Source organism: Mesorhizobium sp. CAU 1741 (assembly GCF_039839275.1).
Taxonomy (GTDB): domain Bacteria; phylum Pseudomonadota; class Alphaproteobacteria; order Rhizobiales; family Rhizobiaceae; genus Aerobium.
Map to the genome: position 1 here is coordinate 18,025 of NZ_JBDOQP010000006.1, position 16,948 is coordinate 34,972.

Annotated in this window: 13 protein-coding genes; 7 read left to right on the forward strand and 6 right to left on the reverse strand. The window is 60.9% G+C overall.

Annotated elements, in window-relative coordinates; all coding sequences use genetic code 11:
• Positions 1–7: 7 nt before the first annotated feature.
• The 7 genes from AAFN84_RS21005 (at position 8) to AAFN84_RS21035 (ending at position 11,641) form a co-directional block, all read left to right on the forward strand.
• Positions 8–1,279, forward strand: a complete 1,272-nt coding sequence (locus AAFN84_RS21005; protein ID WP_347516657.1) for a DNA repair exonuclease — start codon at positions 8–10, stop codon at positions 1,277–1,279.
• A gap of 836 nt (positions 1,280–2,115) precedes the next feature.
• Complete coding sequence (locus tag AAFN84_RS21010; protein ID WP_347516658.1) at positions 2,116–4,755, forward strand: hypothetical protein; 2,640 nt, start codon at positions 2,116–2,118, stop codon at positions 4,753–4,755.
• A gap of 269 nt (positions 4,756–5,024) precedes the next feature.
• Positions 5,025–6,170, forward strand: a complete 1,146-nt coding sequence (locus tag AAFN84_RS21015; RefSeq protein WP_347516660.1) for a GGDEF domain-containing protein — start codon at positions 5,025–5,027, stop codon at positions 6,168–6,170.
• A 764-nt stretch (positions 6,171–6,934) separates the two neighbouring features.
• Positions 6,935–8,284 (forward strand): FAD-dependent oxidoreductase, encoded by a 1,350-nt coding sequence (locus AAFN84_RS21020; protein ID WP_347516661.1) that lies wholly within the window; start codon positions 6,935–6,937, stop codon positions 8,282–8,284.
• A 275-nt stretch (positions 8,285–8,559) separates the two neighbouring features.
• The gene (locus AAFN84_RS21025; RefSeq protein WP_347516662.1) at positions 8,560–9,315 is read left to right on the forward strand and encodes an SDR family oxidoreductase; all 756 of its coding nucleotides are present in this window, start codon (positions 8,560–8,562) and stop codon (positions 9,313–9,315) included.
• Positions 9,316–9,334: 19 nt separating this feature from the next.
• Positions 9,335–10,093 carry an SDR family oxidoreductase gene (locus AAFN84_RS21030; RefSeq protein WP_347516663.1) on the forward strand — a complete coding sequence of 253 codons (759 nt, stop codon included), beginning with the start codon at positions 9,335–9,337 and terminating at the stop codon, positions 10,091–10,093.
• Positions 10,094–10,102: 9 nt separating this feature from the next.
• Positions 10,103–11,641, forward strand: coding sequence for an AMP-binding protein (locus tag AAFN84_RS21035; RefSeq protein ID WP_347516665.1), 1,539 nt, complete (start codon positions 10,103–10,105; stop codon positions 11,639–11,641).
• Between the two features lie 45 nt (positions 11,642–11,686).
• On the opposite strand, the gene AAFN84_RS21040 is transcribed toward AAFN84_RS21035, so the two are convergent.
• From AAFN84_RS21040 to AAFN84_RS21065, 6 genes are read right to left on the reverse strand one after another with little or no spacing between them, the layout of a single operon-like run.
• Positions 11,687–12,484 carry an SDR family oxidoreductase gene (locus AAFN84_RS21040; protein WP_347516666.1) on the reverse strand — a complete coding sequence of 266 codons (798 nt, stop codon included), beginning with the start codon at positions 12,482–12,484 and terminating at the stop codon, positions 11,687–11,689.
• A complete protein-coding gene (locus tag AAFN84_RS21045; protein ID WP_347516667.1) occupies positions 12,481–13,239 on the reverse strand; it encodes an SDR family oxidoreductase in 759 nt (252 codons plus the stop codon). Before AAFN84_RS21045 ends, AAFN84_RS21040 begins: the two co-directional genes overlap by 4 nt.
• Positions 13,239–15,176: a branched-chain amino acid ABC transporter permease gene (locus AAFN84_RS21050; protein WP_347516668.1), complete on the reverse strand. Its 1,938-nt coding sequence runs from the start codon at positions 15,174–15,176 to the stop codon at positions 13,239–13,241. The genes AAFN84_RS21045 and AAFN84_RS21050 overlap by 1 nt, the downstream gene beginning before the upstream one ends.
• A gap of 7 nt (positions 15,177–15,183) precedes the next feature.
• A complete protein-coding gene (locus AAFN84_RS21055) occupies positions 15,184–15,891 on the reverse strand; it encodes an ABC transporter ATP-binding protein (protein ID WP_347516669.1) in 708 nt (235 codons plus the stop codon).
• Positions 15,888–16,649, reverse strand: coding sequence for an ABC transporter ATP-binding protein (locus AAFN84_RS21060; protein WP_347516670.1), 762 nt, complete (start codon positions 16,647–16,649; stop codon positions 15,888–15,890). Before AAFN84_RS21060 ends, AAFN84_RS21055 begins: the two co-directional genes overlap by 4 nt.
• Positions 16,646–16,924, reverse strand: a complete 279-nt coding sequence (locus AAFN84_RS21065) for a DUF1330 domain-containing protein (RefSeq protein ID WP_347516671.1) — start codon at positions 16,922–16,924, stop codon at positions 16,646–16,648. Before AAFN84_RS21065 ends, AAFN84_RS21060 begins: the two co-directional genes overlap by 4 nt.
• Between the last annotated feature and the right edge of the window lie 24 nt (positions 16,925–16,948).

The window sequence follows — 16,948 nt, forward strand, 5'->3', positions numbered from 1 at the left end:
GTCGGCAATGCCTTTCCGATTCATTCATACCGCTGATCTGCACCTGGATTCTCCTTTGCGGTCTCTGGCGATGCGCAACAGCGATCTGGCCGCGCTGATCGGCGACGCGACGCGCCAGGCCCTGATCACGATCGCCGATCTCTGCATCGAGGAACAGGTCGACGCACTCATCATTGCCGGCGATCTATACGACGGCGACCAGACCTCGATGAAAACCGCCCGGTTTTTGGCAAGCCAAATGCAGCGGCTTCACGAAGCCGGCATCGAGACATTCATCACGCGCGGCAACCACGACGCGCTGTCTCGAATCACCCAAGAACTGATCTTGCCGCCCTCGGTGACCGTCTTCGGCGGCCGCTCGCAGGCCGTTGAGCTCACACACGGCGATCTGGCTCTTGCGATTCACGGTCTGAGCTTCGCCAAGCCCCATGCGCCGGAGGGCCTGCTGGACAGGTATCACCGCCCTGTCCCCGACACAGTCAACATCGGTATCATGCATACGAGCTTGGCCGGGGCACCTGGACACGATCTCTATGCGCCCTGTAAAGCCTCCGACCTTCATGACTGGGGTTTCGATTACTGGGCCCTGGGGCATGTCCATGTCCGCGCCCAACATACCGGCGACCGGATGGTGATCATGCCGGGCATGCCACAAGGCCGCGACATCAACGAAGCCGGCGAAAAGAGCGTCACACTCGTCACGGTCAACGATGATCGCAGCCTCACGATGGAAGAACGCGCGACGAGCGTTGCCCAATTCGAACGGATTCCGGTCGACCTTTCATCCGCCAAAACCTGGCGAGAGGCGGCGGATCTTGTTGAACGGAGTATGGGTATCGCCCGCGACAAGACACGCTCGGCCCATCTCATCGGTCGTCTCGCATTAGAGGGTGCAACGCCTCTGTCGTGGCAGCTGAGACGTGACCGCGATCTGCTGCTGGCGGAAACCGAACAGCGCGCCGAGAGGCTCGGCAAGACCTGGATCGAGAAGATTGAGATCGCCACCACGACGCCGATCAGCACGCCGGTTGGAGGAGCTTCCGGCGACCCGGTCCTGGAACTCGGCGAGTTGATGCGCAGCGACATCATTCACCAGCATGGTCTTCGCGAAGCCGTTCGTGATCTGGTCAAAGAACTGCGCGATGATTTGCCACCGGACGCGCGCGGTTTCAGCGGTGATGACGAGGCGGAGTTCGAGGCTTTGATCGACCAGCTGCTGAGCGAAGGCAGCGAGGATATGCTGGCCCGATTGAAGCCGGATGCGTCGGAGATCAGCTGATGCGCCTGCGCCGGCTCGATCTCACCCGCTACGGCAAGTTCACCGACTTCTCGATCGATTTCGGGGAGCACACCGTCGGCACGCCGGATCTGCACATCATCTACGGGCTCAACGAGGCTGGAAAATCCACATCGCTGTCGGCCTTTCTCGATCTGCTGTTTGGCATCGAAGAGCGCACGAAGTATGGATTCCTTCATCACGGAAGGGCAATGGAAATCGGCGCCCGCCTCGAATTTGATGGGCAGACGCATGAATTCAAGCGCATCAAGCAGCGCAGCAGTTCGCTGCTGAACGAGCGAGGTCAGCCGGTCAACGAGGCGTTGCTCGGCGTCCCGCTCGCCGGGCTGACGCGCGACGCCTATCGCATGATGTTCTCGCTCGACGACCAGACGCTGGAGGATGGCGGCAACGCCATTCTGGAAAGCAAGGGCGATCTTGGCGAGTTGCTGTTTTCGGCGAGCGCTGGCCTTGCCGGCATCAGTGCCATTCTTGAGGCCGCTGTCACGGAGGCCGATGGCATTTTCCGCAAGCGCGCCAGCTCGACGAAGATCGCCGGTCTCAAACGCCAGATCGCGGACCTCAAATCGCAGCGCGATGATATCGACTTCCAGGCCTCGGCTTACAGAACGCTGACGACGGCGCTCGAGCAGGCTGAAGCCGCCTATGACGCAGTCATGAAGGAGATCGGGACGGCAAAGGCCCGCAACGCAGAGATCACACGTGTCCTGCAAGCCCACCCGCTTTCGGCTGAGTACGATCGGATAAACGAGCAGCTTGCCGACTATGCCGACCTGCCTCATCCACATGCCGAGTGGGCGACCGCACTTCCCGACCTGATGGTCGAAGAGACGCGGCTGCAAACAGAGCTGACCGGCATCAGGCAGCGCGAGCTGAAGGTCCGTGAAGAACGCGATGATCTCGTGGTAGACAATCGCCTGCTTGAGATGGCGGAGAAGCTCGACCAGCTGTCGGACGCAGCCGCGCGTTATGCGACCGCGGAGGAAGATCTGCCGAAGCGAAAGCGGGCGCTGTCGGAATCGATCCGCAACGTCGATCTCATCCTCGCAATACTCGGTCAGACAGACATCGGTGATCCGAAGTCACTGCTGATACCGGCGGCGACGATAGGGACGCTGCGAAATCTTATCACAACGAAATCCGGCGTCGACGTCGCACGAAAATCTGCCGAAAAGGAGCATGAAGCGGCCCAGCAGGCTGTCGATAAAGAGCAGCGTGACCGGCAGGCGCTCGATGGCCAGGGTGTCGCGCTCGATGCTGGCAAGATAGCCCATTTTCAATCGGTGCTGCGCCGCTTGCGTGACGGCAATCTTGTCGCAGAAGTCAGACTTGCCGAGCGGGCTGTCCCCACCGAACGTCAAGCCTTCGACGATGCCACAACTGAACTGCACCCATGGTCCGGTGACGGTGACGCTCTCCGGCGCATCTTGCCGCCCGCCACCGATCGCGTGGAATCCTGGAAGTCGACTCACAGCGAATTGGAGAAGCGTCGCTCGCAGATCGTCGAGCGCGAACGAGAGCTCACGACGAAGCAGGAGGAAGATGCGGCACGTCTGGCTGCACTCCGCGACGCGATCGACATCATGGATGATGAGGAGGCCAAGGCGACCCTTCTGGAAAGGGATGACGCCTGGGCGCAGCATCTGTTGGTCCTCGACCGCGAAACCGCCAGTCGATTCGAAACCCACATGCGAGCGACTGATGCAGCCGCGGCCGCACGTCTGAACAGCGCCAGACAACTCGAGGAGCTGCGCTCCCTGACCGCCGGGATGGCGGTAGACAGGGCAAGCGTCGACCGGCAACGCCAGTTGCTGCGGGATTTGGATGACGAACTGCAGACATTGCGACGCGAGATCAGGACTGAGACGCCAGCGGATATCGATCTGGATGACGATGCGTCCGCCGCATCATGGCTGACAAGGATCGACCGATGGACTGAAACCCGCACCTCGGCGCTGACTGCGTGGGATGATCTGCGCCTTGCCCTTAGGGACGCCGATGACGCCAAAGCTGCGCTCGGAAAGGAACAGGACACGCTCTTGGCGAGCCTGATCAGCAACGGGATCGATGTCGATGGACTGGATATCGCGGCCCTGACGCAGGCTGCCGACACCATCCTTGCGGACCATGCTGCCATGCAGACCAAACGGCAGGACGCTCAAAAGCGCATCGGTGAATTGGAAGCAGCCGCGGATCGACGGAAAGCAGAGCTCGACGAAGCCATCGCTGCATCCGATGCGTGGCAGACAGATTGGTTGACCGCCCTCGAAAGCACCTGGTTCAATGGGGAAGGAAAAGTCGGCGCCGTCCGTGAGCTTCTCGACGCACTCGACGGCCTGCCGGAAGCCCTGCGCGAGAAGGATGATCTGCTTCATCGCATCGACTCCATGGAAGCAGATCGAAAGTCCTTCGTCGACGCGCTTGTCGATCTGTTTGACGCTCTCGGCGACACATTCGACGGCAATCCGCTTGATGCCGCCAAGGCCCTGCTCAGGCGACGCGAGGAAGCGAGGCAGTTCCAGGCGAAACGGCAGGAACGGGACCAGACTCTTGTCGATCTCGCGATCGTACGCGAGCAGATGGAGGGCGAAATCGCTGTCCATGCCGCGCGCAAAAAGGAACTGACCGACTTCTTCCAGGTCGATTCCCTTGCGGATGTTCGCCAAGCTCTGGAACGCTGCCGGAAAAGAGATGAACAGGCCGAGCAGCTGGGCACGCTGGAACGGCAAATCGTCCGCGACATGCAGTTGTCATCGCTTGAGGCTGCCATGGAAAACCTCGCCAACGTCCACCCACCGGAACTGCAGCGGGAGCAGTCGGAACTCTCGACCCGTCTCGAAGACCTCGACGGCAGAGCAAAGAACCTGTTCGCTGACAAGGCGCGTGCAACGGATCGCCTGACCGCCATCGGCGGCGATGATGCCGCTGCCCGCCTGGCGGCGAACCGGCGCACCCTGCTTCTTGAGATTGAGGATCTGGCACTGCGCTATCTTCGGCTGAGAAGTGGGAGCCTCGTCGCCGAGCACGGCATTCGCGCTTATCGCGACAAGCACCGCAGCGCGATGATGAACCGGGCATCAGAAGCCTTCCGGCTGATCACGCGCGACGACTATACCGGTCTTGCCACACGTGCTGACAAGGATCGCGACGTGCTCATCGGTCTGTCACGGCATAGCGGTTCCAAGCTTGCGGTGGAGATGTCGAAGGGCACGCAGTTCCAGCTGTATCTGGCGTTGCGCCTTGCCGGATACGAAGAGTTCGCGGCGGCCCGGCCGTCCGTTCCCTTTATCGCGGACGACATCATGGAAACCTTCGATGAACCGCGATCGGAGGAGGTGTTTCGGCTGTTCGGGCAAATGTCTCAAGTCGGACAGGTGATTTACCTCACACATCATCGCCATCTTTGCGAGATTGTCGCACAGGTAGTTCCGCAGGTTTCAGTTCACGAGCTCACTTAGACGATTGAGCATGACGGCGTGATTTCGTGGCGCTGCGGCAACCAGAAATAGTAAGCTTTTAGGCATCAGTCGGATTCTGGCAGAAGGATATCCCGGCGTCGACGATGACACATTCACCCAACAGCATCGTCATTCATCGACTGCGACGAGCAGGCCAGTGCTTAAAATGCCCCCGATCTCGTTAAGCCCCTCGATCACGACCTCTGCTATAGCAGCGCGTTGCAGCCCAGATCATGGGGCCAGCATTGTACCTGACAGCATAGACAACGATGCAACTCGACTTCATCACGCTGTATGTAATTATCCTGCTCAATTCGGCGAGCTTCGCTGTGGTGTGGGCAACGATCTCCTACAATTATCGTTCCTTGACGGCGGCGCGTTACTGGCTAGTCGCCCTCGTCATGACCAGCATCAGCGGTCCACTGCTATTCCTCGGTAGTGACCAACCCGTTGTTACATTCGCCGGTCTGTCGATTGTTGCCGGCAGTTTTACGATGATGTGGCAAGGTTTGCGGGTCTTTTTCGGCCAGCCGTTCCAAGGCATCGTGGTCCTTCTAATGATGGTGGGTACTATGCTGTCGCTGCTTCTGATGGGGACGCGCCAGGAAGCGATCAACGTCATCGCGGCAGCCAGCCAGGTTCTGCCCGTTTCTCTAAGCATTGCCACGCTGTTGCGGACCGGTTCGAGATCGCCTGGCGCAGGTGTCGCTTTAGCCGCCGCTTTGATCGTCGTTGTGGGCCAAGCGGGCGAAGCCACAACGAACCTGTTGCGCCTAATCGGGTGGCCCAGCGAGGGGACGTATTTCAGTATTGGGGCATGGTTCCTCGTCTGTGCCATCATCGGCGGAAGTGTTTGGAACCTTGGTTTTCTGCTGATGGCAGCCGATCGGTTCCGCTCCACTCTCATCACGCTTGCAAAGACGGATGACCTCACCGGTCTGGCAAACCGCCGCGGATTGCGTGAGGAGATCTTGCGCAGCGAGAAGCTTGCTAGACGCAGGGGCTCTCCGGTTGTCTTGGCAATGATTGATATGGACAAGTTCAAGTCGATCAATGATCGCTATGGCCATTCAGCCGGTGACGCGGCCCTTGCGCACGCAGCAGGCATCATACGCAGTTTCCTGCGTGACAATCAGTATGCCGCTCGGATCGGAGGCGATGAGTTCTGTATTTTGATGCCGGACATAGACGTGGCTAAAGCTACGCCGATCGCAGACAGACTGGCTCGCAAGATCGTCCGAACACCGCTGTTTTGGAACGGTCATGAAATTCCGATCTCTGCGAGCGTTGGCCTTACGGAGTGGCGGCCAACATTCGATGTCGGGCTCGTCGAAAGGCTCGAGCTTGCCGATCAACGCATGTTCCACTCCAAGCGCGCCGGCCAGGCAAAAACCGAACTTGCACTTTCTGCATAGTTCCTGGCTAAACAGTAGTCGGCACCAATTGTGGCACGACCATTCGACGAGATGGAGTAGTGCTGCGCGAAACCGGCATCGCCCGTCAGCAACGAAGCGCCCGGCACTCTCACGCCGAGATGTCCGGCATAGGTCTGTGAGGCAGCAATGCCAACGGCCACGCATCCTAGGCGAAAGATTCCTGCTTCTTTCATGGCCTAACAACATCGCCAGTGAACCGATCGGGTGCAGTCACTCGTGCTTTGCGCGTCAGCGTGGAAACGAGTTTCCGACGGCTGCGAAGGTCTTCCTTGATCTTCTGGAGAGTCTCGACGCGTTTCGCTACCTCAGGATGATCGGACGGGCCGACACAATTCCTCACCTTCCTGGACTGGGTTTGCTCAAGATACCAGTAATCCCGCCCCTTGACCGGGACCCGGACCAGTTCAGCGTACAACGTGCAATAGACGCGATCGACCGTATTCAAGCGGCAGCTCCGTTACAAGAAAAACGCGATTTTCTTATAACCACTTGAGCTCGAGGGCGACGCGCCATGTTGGACGCACATCGCAGAAGACCCATAACGCGGCAGATCATCCAGGGTTTCGTGGAACCTCTGCCTGCTCGACACTTACTGTCCATGGCGTTGTTTATGAAGTGACCATTACTCATGGAGCGCGACGGTTCGATGCCGAGACAATCGGCGGATAACCCATCTGGACGAGGCATAAGACGCACGTCCTGCTAGCCTGTGCGCGACACAAGCAACCCGGCGGAGAACTTCCATGCATTGCAACGTCGTTGTGGTGGGTTCGGGCGCAGCTGGGTTGATGGCCGCGATCGAAGCGGCCGATCTCGGCGCCTCTGTCATCGTCTTGGAATCCGAGCCCCACACAGGTGGAAGCACGCGCCTGTCGGGCGCCTACGTCGCGTTGTGCGAGACCCCCTTGCAGCCCGGCACGCGTGATGAGCTTTATGAAGACCTTATTCACTCACATCATGAGGATTGTCAGGAAAGTCTTTCGCGTCTTTATGTCGACGAAGCTGCAGCCACCTATTCCAAACTCGAAACGCTTGGCGTGCGTTTCGTTCGCACTTTCCGCTTTGCCCACATGAGCCGGCCCTGGGCACACGAACTTTCCGGCGACGAGATGTCTGGCGGCGCGGAAATCGTCACCCAACTCGAAGCGGCTGCACGCGCAAGGGGCGTACGCCTGGAGACCGAAGCGCGCGTTCGACGTCTCGTCATTGCAAACGGCGAAGTAACCGGTGTGGCGTTCGAGTGGCACGGGATGGCTCAGCAGTGTACGGCCAGTAATGGCGTCATCCTAGCCACCGGCGGCTTTACACGAAACCAGGATCTGATCCACAACTTCGGCCCACCCGGAGCGGAAGGCATCCTGCCACTGACGGGCCAAGGCTCGCGCGGCGACGGCCTGTTGATGGGCATGAGCGCAGGAGCTGGCATTTCATACATGACGATGGGGGTGGCGCCAACGGCACCTTCCGAACCTGAAACCGGAAAGGGCGCGATGGTGCTTTATGCCGGCGCCATTGCACTCAATCGGGACGGAAAGCGCTTCTGCCGCGAGAGCGAGCTGTATATCGACACCTGCTGGGCTCTACTTAAGCAGCCTGGTGCGGTCTGTGCACAAATCTACGACAGCCGCATGAAGGGTGAGTACGAGCAGACCATGATGGGCAAGGTGCTTACCGGCTTCCGCGAGTTCCAGGCACCGACCCTTAGTGCACTTGCTATGCAGCTTTCCCGCGAGGGCTTTGATGCAAAGGGCGTCGTCTCGGGGGTCGAGCGTTACAACGGCCAGCTTGGCTCCGGCGGCGATACCGATTTCGAACGCAGGCATGCAGTCGGCGATTCAGGGCCTTTGCTGCCAATCTCGAAGTCGCCCTTCCATGCTGTGATCTGCCGCGCCGGCACCACGCATTTCAATGGCGGCCTTACGGTCGATACGGCGATGAATGTCCGCGACGTCTACGGAAACCCGATTGCCGGTCTCTACGCCGCGGGCGAGGTAACGGGCGGCTTTCACGGCGCCGGCTACATGTCGGGGACGTTCGTGGGCATGGCCCTGATATTCGGCCGCGTCGCAGGCCGCAGCGCAGCTCTTGCCTGAATCGATCCTAGTGCGGCTGGAAACGAGTACGAACGGACGATGCCGAACGCCGGCATCCTGCTCAATTTGCCTATCGAGATGGACCGCGTGGACGAAAGAATGGCCTGCAGCTCGGCATTCGAGGCGCGTTTTTCCTTCGAATAGACGGCTAGATCGGGAAGACCCGGCAAGTGCGGAGCGACGTGTTAGTCCGTGTCACTAATCCATCCGGACGAGGCGCAACCGAGCGGATCGGCAGATGCGTCGATGATGGAGCGGCAAACGGGAGACTCGGCTTGGGCAGACTTTCGGGCAAGACCGCCGTCATCACCGGCGGCGCATCGGGCATCGGACGGGCCGCTGCGCTGCTGTTTGCGTCGGAGGGCGCCCAGGTCTACATAATCGACCTCGCCGAGGATGCCGGCGGTGCGCTGGTGGCCGACATCGTGCAAAGCGGCGGCGACGCCGCCTTCGGAGCCGCCGACATCACCTGCGAGCAATCCGTGAACGCAGCATTTGCCGAGGTGTGCAGGGCCTTTGGCCCCGCCGACATATTGTTAAACTGCGCCGGTGGCTCGTCTGGTCGGGATGGCAGCATCGTGGATGCCCCGGTGGAAGAATTGTGGCGCGTTATGCAACTCGATTTGCTGGGCACGATCCTGGCCTGCCGCGCCGTCATACCGGCAATGGGCAAAAGGGGTGGCGGCTCCATCGTGAACATGTCGTCCAGCGTGACGTTGTCGAGCGTTCCGGGCGTTGACTTCTACACTGCGGCCAAAGGCGCGGTTTCCGCGCTGACCCGCACACTGGCCGCGCAGCACGCCGCAGCGCGCATTCGCATCAACGCGCTGGCGCCAGGCGTGACGATGACCGAGCGTGTGCTTCAATTATCGGGCGGCGATGTATCGCGCTTTCCACTGGCGCAGAAGCAACGGCTTGGACCCGCCACCCCCAGCCAGGTAGCTGCGGCTGCGCTCTTCCTCGCCAGCGATGACGCCGCGATGGTAACAGGCGTGATACTGCCTGTGGATGGCGGCGCGTCATCATGGTGAGCGAAGACAGGAGTGCATAATGGCAGGTCGACTCGAGGGAAAGGTCGCTTTCATCACTGGTGCGAGCCAGGGCATCGGTGAGACAACCGCCCGACTTTTCGCGCGTGAGGGCGCCAGGGTTGTACTGGCTGCGCGGCGGCGCGACGAAAGTGAGAAGATCGTCGCCGAAATCGAGAGCGCGGGCGGCACCGCCATGTTCGCCCCATGTGACGTCAGCGAACCCGAGAGCGTGGAGCGGGCCTTCGCGCTTTCGCACGAGGCATGGGGGCGACTCGACGTATTGTTCAACAACGCCGGCGGCTCCAGTCCCGATGACGGACCACTGACGCAGACAACGCTCGACACTTTTTGGAAGACGCTTCGGCTCGACCTTTTCGGCACATGGCTGTGCAGCCGTGCGGCGATCCCGCTGATGCAGCAGTCCGGCGGTGGCTCGATCGTCAATAGCGCGTCCATCATGGCCGAGATGGGCGTGCCGAACCGCGACGCCTATACGGCGGCCAAAGGCGGCATCATCTCCCTGACACGTTCGATGGCTGTCGAGTTCGCCAGCGACGGCATACGCGTCAACGTCGTGATACCGGGCGCGGTAACGACCGAGCGCGTCTTGGAGTTCTTCCGCCGAGAGCCGCACCTCAAGAAGCAGTTCGATGCCTATCTGCTTGGAATGGCCGAACCTATCGACGTTGCGCAGGCGGTTCTGTTTCTCGCCTCAGACGAATCCCGCCGCACGACCGGGCAGAAGCTGCCGGTCGACAGCGGCATCCTCATCTCCTGAGTGGACTGAATGGAAATCCTGAATCAGATTCTCGCCAAAAACGTCCAGTTGCTTCCGCAGCGCCCTTTCATCGTCACCGACAGCGAGATCCTGACCTACGCCCAGTTCGGCGAGCGGACGGCCCGTATGGCCAACGTTCTTGCCGCGCTCGGCATCGGCAAAGGCGACAAGGTCGGGCTCTACCTGCCCTCCACGCCGCTGATGGCGGTCGCGTTTTGGGCGTGCCAACGGCTTGGGGCGGTACCTGCGCCTCTCAGCGCCATGTTTCGCCATGCGGAGCTGCGCAAGATCGTGACGCGCACCGAGATGAAGGCGGTGGTGGCAGATGGAACCACCTGGCCTTACTTTTCCGATATTCGCGACGAATTCCCCACCTTGGAGACATGCTTGGTAGCCGGCGGCGGGGCTGGCGCACACGATCTCTCCGCGCTGACGGACGCGGCCGACCCGCATTTCAGCGATGCGGCGTGTGCGGCTGGTGACATCGCTTCGCTGTTTTTCACGTCCGGCACGACGGGAACACCGAAGGGCACCGCACAGTCACATTTCAGCATCGCCTCTACGTTGCGCGACATGATGGTTTCGCACCGCAGCCGCTACGGCAAGGAGGTCTATCTGTGTGCGGTGCCATTGTTCACCAATTTCGGTCTGACCGTAACGCTCAATCTGTGCCTCTACACTGGTGGGACCATTGTGCTGCATGAGCGGTGGGACACGCAGCGCGTAATGACCGACATCTACCGCTACCGCGCCACCTATTTCGGCGGCACTCCCACCATGTACGTCTACATGGTCAATGAGTACGACGCGGCACAACATGACCTCTCGTCGCTGCGGATCTGTACGACCGGCGGCTCTCCAGTTCCTCAGCCGGTAATTAAACGTTTTGAGGAACTGTCGGGCGTGAAGGTCGCGCAGGTCTACGGCGCCACCGAGACATGCGGGCAGAACGTCATGGAGCCGACGCTGGGACTGCGCAAGCCTGGCGCGGCCGGTCTGCCTGTCGGATCGTCGCGCATTCACATCGTCAACGACGACGACACGGAGCTACCCGTTGGCGCGATCGGCGAGGTCATCATCGGCGGCGACTGCGTGGCGCTCGGCTATTTGGGCGACGAAGAAGCCACGGCGCAGGCCTTCGGGCCGCTGGGCTGGCGGTCTGGCGATTTGGGGTTTGTGGACAAGGACGGATTTCTCTTCATCGTGGACCGCAAGAAGGACGTCATTATAACAGGCGGCCATAACATCTATCCGCTGGAGGTTGAGAGCGTGCTCTATCGCCATCCGGCCGTCGCCATGTGTGCGGTTGTCGGCACGCCGGACGCCGAGAAAGGCGAGGTTCCGGTCGCCGTTGTTGTGCTCGCGCATGGCGCGACCGCCACTGCGGAGGACCTGCGCGGATGGTGCCGGGAGGAACTGGCCGCCTACAAGGCGCCCCGCCGCATCGAGATCATCGACGACATGCCGGTTGAGGCCGCAAAGATCCGCAAGCGTGATCTTGTCGAAGCGCTGAAGGGCGAAGGACTGGGCAAATATCGGCGAGCGTGATGCTCGCCCTCCCCCGCCGCGCTCCACAAGTGGGCGCAGGCTCAATTAGCCTTCCGTGTGCCTGATCTTCACCACGTCGCCGGCTGCGCCATAGGCGCCCCAGCCGCCATCCACCGGCAAGACTACCCCTGTGACGTAGCTTGCCCAGTCCGAAAGAAGGAACACCGCTGCCTTCGCCATCTCCTCGGTTTCGGCCATCCGCGCCAGCGGCGTGCGGCGCTCGATGAGACCTGGATCGAACACCTTGCGGTCCAGAAGGTCTTTCACCATAGGCGTTTTGGTGTAGCCAGGCGCAATCGCGTTGACGCGCACACCATATTCGCCCCACTCGCAGGCCAGCGTCTTCGTCAGATGGCCAATTCCCGCCTTGGCGACGCCATAGGCCGAGCGCCCTGGGAAGGCATGCAGTCCCACTATCGAAGAAACGTTGACTATTGACCCGCTACGCTGCTCTACCATCAGCCGGCCGGCCGCGCGGGAAATGAGGAGCGTGCCCCAAAGGCTGACGTCGAAGACGCGTCGCCAGCGCTCAGTCGACTGCTCGTGCAACGGCACCAAGTCGTCGCCGATGCCAGCTGCGTTAAAGATCAGGTCGAGCCCGCCCAGTGCGTCGGCCGCTTCGCTCACCATTCGCTTCGCATCCGACTCCACCGCGACATCGCCCTGCACTGCCATATGCGCGCGCATGTCGTCGCGGGCCTCCAAGACCCTGACGCCGTCGAGATCAGCAAGTGCGACTGTGGCGTTCAGTTCAAGTAGCAGCTTGGCGGTTGCCGCGCCGATGCCACTTGCGCCCCCGGTGACGAGCGCGCGTCGTCCAGAAAAGTCGATCTGCAGGCTCATGCGTCGGGGTCGGCGCCGTCATCTTCATGCGGCTTGAAATGGAAATCCGGCTCCCATTGCGCGCGCGGGCGCGCATGGACCTCCCAATAGGCATCGGCGACACGCTGGTGATCGTAAGGTGTGTCCTTTGCCATGGTACCGTGAATGGCGATCGTAGATACCTGGACACCGTGAGGTGTCAGTTCCTTATGGAGCGAATGGCCGAGACTGCGCAGCGCTGCCTTGCCAAGTGACGTCACCCCCCATTCGATCCAAGGGCCGAAGGCGAGCACGCCGCCGGTGAGGAGGATCGAGCCGCTTCCACGCGCGATCATGCCGGGTGCCACCTCGCGCACCAGATGGTGCGCACCGGCGACGTTGGTACGAAAGCTTTCCATGAGATAGTCGAAATCGACGGGATCGCCGCGAGCCTTCCAGCCGGGGGCCGCCGAATACTGCGCCTCGTCAATGCCCGAAGGCGTGGCGAAGCGCGACGGCTCGATGACGGCAGCGTTGTAGATAACGGCTTCGGCTTCGCCATACTTATCACGCAGAATGGCGACGACCTGCGAAATGGCCGTCGGATTGCCGGCATCGGCAACGAACCCCTCGGTCTCCAGCCCTTCCGAGTCGAGCTGCGTCTGGTAGGCGGCAACGGCAGCTGGTCGTCGCGCCACGAAGCCCACCTTCATGCCGCCTCTGGAAAAGCGCCGCACGAGCGCGAGACCCAGCCCAGGCCCCGCCCCGACGACGATGGCAAGCGGCTTCTTGTCCATCAGTGCGAATTCGTTTCAATGACTGGCGCATCGCCGCCAGCGGCGAGACGCTCACGTTCCGCTCGGGCGGCAAGCCAGTCCTCAAGCGTTCCAACGACGCCCTTGCGCAGGAACAGCACGCAAAGCACGAACGCCGCTCCTTGAACGACAACGACCCAGGAGCCCAGCGTTGCGAGTTCCGTCTGTATCGTCACGACGATGATAGCGCCCACGATTGGCCCTAGCAGAGTTCCGACACCGCCGATGAGCGTCATTAGCAAGGCATCGGCCGAGGTCATGAAATAAAGGTCCGCCAGCGAGGCTATCTGGAAGACGATCGCCTTGGTGCCGCCGGCGAGCCCCGCCAGCATGGCCGAAAGCGTGAAAGCGATCAGCTTGAAGCGGTCAGTGGAGTAGCCGAGCGATATGGCGCGCGGCTCGTTCTCACGAATTGACTTCAAAACCTGCCCGAAGGGCGATCGTACGATCCGGTAGATCGCGCCGAAACCGAACAGAAAGATCGCGAGCACGAAAAAGTACATGTTCAAAGGTTCGTTGAGGTTGATGAAACCGAAGAGATATCCGCGCGGCACGGACTGGATCCCGTCTTCGCCATGGGTCCACGAAGACTGGATGGCGTAGAAATAGACGAGCTGCGCCAGCGCCAGAGTAATCATCGCGAAATAGAGGCCCTGCCGGCGGATAGCGAGCCAGCCGAAGATCATACCGAGCAAGGTCGCCATCGCCACTCCTGACAAGATCGCGAGTTCCGGCGGGAAGCCCCAGGATGCGGCGGTAAACGCAGCAACATAAGCCGAGGAGCCGTAGAAGGCCGCATGGCCGAAGGCAAGCAGGCCGACATAGCCGAAAATCAGATTGTAGGCGCAGGCGAACAACGCCAGGCACAGGATCTTCATGCCGAAAACGGGATAGATGAAGAAAGGCAGGATGGTGCCGCCGACGGCGATCACCAGCATCCACAACCGTCCGTTTTCCAAGATGCTATGGGGCCGGGCCGTCGACATGTCCGCGGCATGCGCGGCAACCGTTTCCTTGCCGAACAGGCCAGCGGGGCGGAAGACGAGTACCAGCACCATGATCACGAAGATCACGGTGGTCGAAGCTTGAGGCCAGAACACCTTGGTCAGCCCTTCGACCATGCCCAACATAAGGCCGGTGAAGATTGCGCCCGCGATCGAGCCCATGCCGCCGATGACCACCACCGCGAAGATCGTGATGATGATCGTTTGGCCCATCTGCGGACTCACCTGATAGATCGGCGCCGCCATGACGCCAGCAAGCCCTGCCAGACCCACGCCGAAGGCATAGGTCAGCATCAGCATGCGCGGCACGTTGATGCCGAAGGCGCGAACCAGATCGGGATTTTCGGTAGCAGCCCGAAGGTAGGCGCCCAGTCGCGTGCGCTCGATCGAGTACCAGGTAGCGAGGCACACGAGGATCCCCGCGCCGATTACCCACACCCGGTAGTAGGGCATGAACATGAAGCCGAGATTCACACCGCCTGTCAGGGATGCCGGGATGTCGTATTGCTGGCCAGCCGCGCCGTAGCGCACGTTGAACAGGCCTTCGATCAGCATTGCAAGTCCGACTGTCAGCAGAAGTCCATAGGCATGCTCGAGCTCATACACCTTGCGGATGAAGAGCCGCTCCATTACGGCGCCGATCAGGCCCACCGCGAACGGCACCAGCACCAGCGCCCACCAATAGTTCAGCGAGGGCAAACCGAGCCCGGGGAAAAGTTCGGGCAGATTGAGCAGGTACCATGCTCCAAAAGCGCCCAACATGTACTGCGCGCCATGCACGAAATTGCCGATGCGCAGCATTCCGAAGATGATGGCAACGCCCAGGCTCATCATCGCGTAGAACACGCCGTTGATAAGCCCGATCAAAAGCTGGCCGAACAGGAGCTGCGGGGAAATCCCGATCAGTGTCATCATGGCCAGCTCACACTTTCAGATAGTTCTGGATGCGCTCCAGGCCGCCGGCGACGTCCGCCGCCTCCAGCCTGTCGATCACTTTTCCATGCTCAACCACGTAGTGGCGGTCGGCGAGCCTGGCGGCAAAGCGCACATTCTGCTCCACAAGAAGCAAAGTGAACCCGCGTTCCTTGAGCTTGCGTATCACCACACCAATCTGCTGCACGATCACCGGCGCGAGACCTTCGGTCGGCTCGTCAAGCAGAAGAAGGGTCGCGCCGGTGCGCAAGATACGCCCGATCGCCAGCATTTGTTGTTCGCCGCCGGAGAGCTTGGTGCCTTGGCTCTTGCGCCGCTCGGCGATGTTCGGAAAGAGCTCGTATATGTCCTCCAGCGCCATGCCACCTTGAGCGATCACGGGTGGAAGCAACAGGTTTTCTTCCACTGTGAGGCTGGAGAAGATGCCGCGTTCCTCCGGACAATAGGCGATCCCACGCCGGGCGATATGTTCCGGCATGCGAGCGATAAGGTTCTCGCCCTGGAAGCTGACCTCGCCGCTGCGCTTGCGCAGAAGACCCATGATGGCGCGCAGCGTCGTCGACTTGCCCGCGCCGTTGCGGCCGAGCAGTGTAACGACCTCGCCGCGCCCAATATCAAAGGCCATGTCATGCAGCGCTTGACTTTCGCCATACCAGCCGCGCAGTCCGCGAACCGAAAGCAGGGTGGCGGCGCTCATTCTTCTCCCCCGATATAGGCTTCCACCACGCGAGGATCGGTCGACACCTGCGCATACGTCCCTTCGGCGAGAACCTTTCCCCTTGCAAGGACCGTGATGCGGTCGGCAAGTCGCGAAACCACGGAGAGATTGTGCTCGACCATCAGGATCGTACGGTTGGCGGAGACATTGCGGATCAGGTCGGCAATGCGCTCCACGTCCTCACTGCCCAGCCCTGAGGTCGGCTCATCCAGGAGCAGAAGTTCCGGCTCCAGCGCGAGCGTCGTTGCGAATTCGAGGACGCGCTTGCGTCCGTATGGCAAATCAGCTGCCGACCGATTGCGCAATGGCAAGAGGCCCACCACATCGAGCAGGCTGTCGACCCGATCGTCGAGCGAGTCGAGGCTGTGCTGACTACGCCAGAAATAGAACGAGGTTCCGACAGGCCGCTGCAAGGCTATGCGTACGTTCTCGGCGACGGTCATCCTAGGAAATATGGCTGATATCTGGAAGGATCGGACGATGCCGCGTCGCGCAACCCGCGCCGGGCTCTCCGCCGTTATGTCCTCGCCATTGAAGCGAATGGTGCCCTCACTGGGCTGCAGAACCTTAGTTATCAGGTTGAAGCAGGTCGTCTTGCCCGCACCGTTCGGCCCTATCAGGGCGTGGATGGAGTGCCGCCTAACGTCAAGATCAACGCCTGCCACGGCTGCGAACCCGTGGAAGCGCTTGGTGAGACCTCTCGCCTGGATGATGTTGTCCGTGGCCGGCGCGATCATAAGCTGCTTTCCACCAGCACACCGCGACCACGCGAGGCTTTCTCGCGCAGCGGCAGCGTCGCCTTGTAGGCCTGCGAATGATAGAAGTCGTGCGCCGCTTCGAAACTGGGAAACTCGACGACAGACAAACTTGGCGGATTCCAGCCGCCCTCAAGGGGCTCGATCCGCTCGCTGCGCAGGATGAACCGCGCGCCAGCGGCTTCCATCAGGGGGCCGGCGACCTCGCGATACGCCAACCAGGCATCCTGGTTGATGATGTCGAGTTCAAAGATCATGTAGCCACGCAAGATTGTCTTCTC

Excerpts from the sequence above, each read along its gene's own strand:
- AAFN84_RS21005 (WP_347516657.1), top strand. The coding sequence starts at position 8 with ATGCCTTTCCGATTCATTCATACCGCTGATCTGCACCTGGATTCTCCT.
- AAFN84_RS21010 (WP_347516658.1), top strand. The coding sequence starts at position 2,116 with ATGGTCGAAGAGACGCGGCTGCAAACAGAGCTGACCGGCATCAGGCAG.
- AAFN84_RS21015 (WP_347516660.1), top strand. The coding sequence starts at position 5,025 with ATGCAACTCGACTTCATCACGCTGTATGTAATTATCCTGCTCAATTCG.
- AAFN84_RS21020 (WP_347516661.1), top strand. The coding sequence starts at position 6,935 with ATGCATTGCAACGTCGTTGTGGTGGGTTCGGGCGCAGCTGGGTTGATG.
- AAFN84_RS21030 (WP_347516663.1), top strand. The coding sequence starts at position 9,335 with ATGGCAGGTCGACTCGAGGGAAAGGTCGCTTTCATCACTGGTGCGAGC.
- AAFN84_RS21035 (WP_347516665.1), top strand. The coding sequence starts at position 10,103 with ATGGAAATCCTGAATCAGATTCTCGCCAAAAACGTCCAGTTGCTTCCG.
- AAFN84_RS21040 (WP_347516666.1), bottom strand. The coding sequence starts at position 12,484 with ATGAGCCTGCAGATCGACTTTTCTGGACGACGCGCGCTCGTCACCGGG.
- AAFN84_RS21045 (WP_347516667.1), bottom strand. The coding sequence starts at position 13,239 with ATGGACAAGAAGCCGCTTGCCATCGTCGTCGGGGCGGGGCCTGGGCTG.
- AAFN84_RS21050 (WP_347516668.1), bottom strand. The coding sequence starts at position 15,176 with ATGATGACACTGATCGGGATTTCCCCGCAGCTCCTGTTCGGCCAGCTT.
- AAFN84_RS21055 (WP_347516669.1), bottom strand. The coding sequence starts at position 15,891 with ATGAGCGCCGCCACCCTGCTTTCGGTTCGCGGACTGCGCGGCTGGTAT.
- AAFN84_RS21060 (WP_347516670.1), bottom strand. The coding sequence starts at position 16,649 with ATGATCGCGCCGGCCACGGACAACATCATCCAGGCGAGAGGTCTCACC.
- AAFN84_RS21065 (WP_347516671.1), bottom strand. The coding sequence starts at position 16,924 with ATGATCTTTGAACTCGACATCATCAACCAGGATGCCTGGTTGGCGTAT.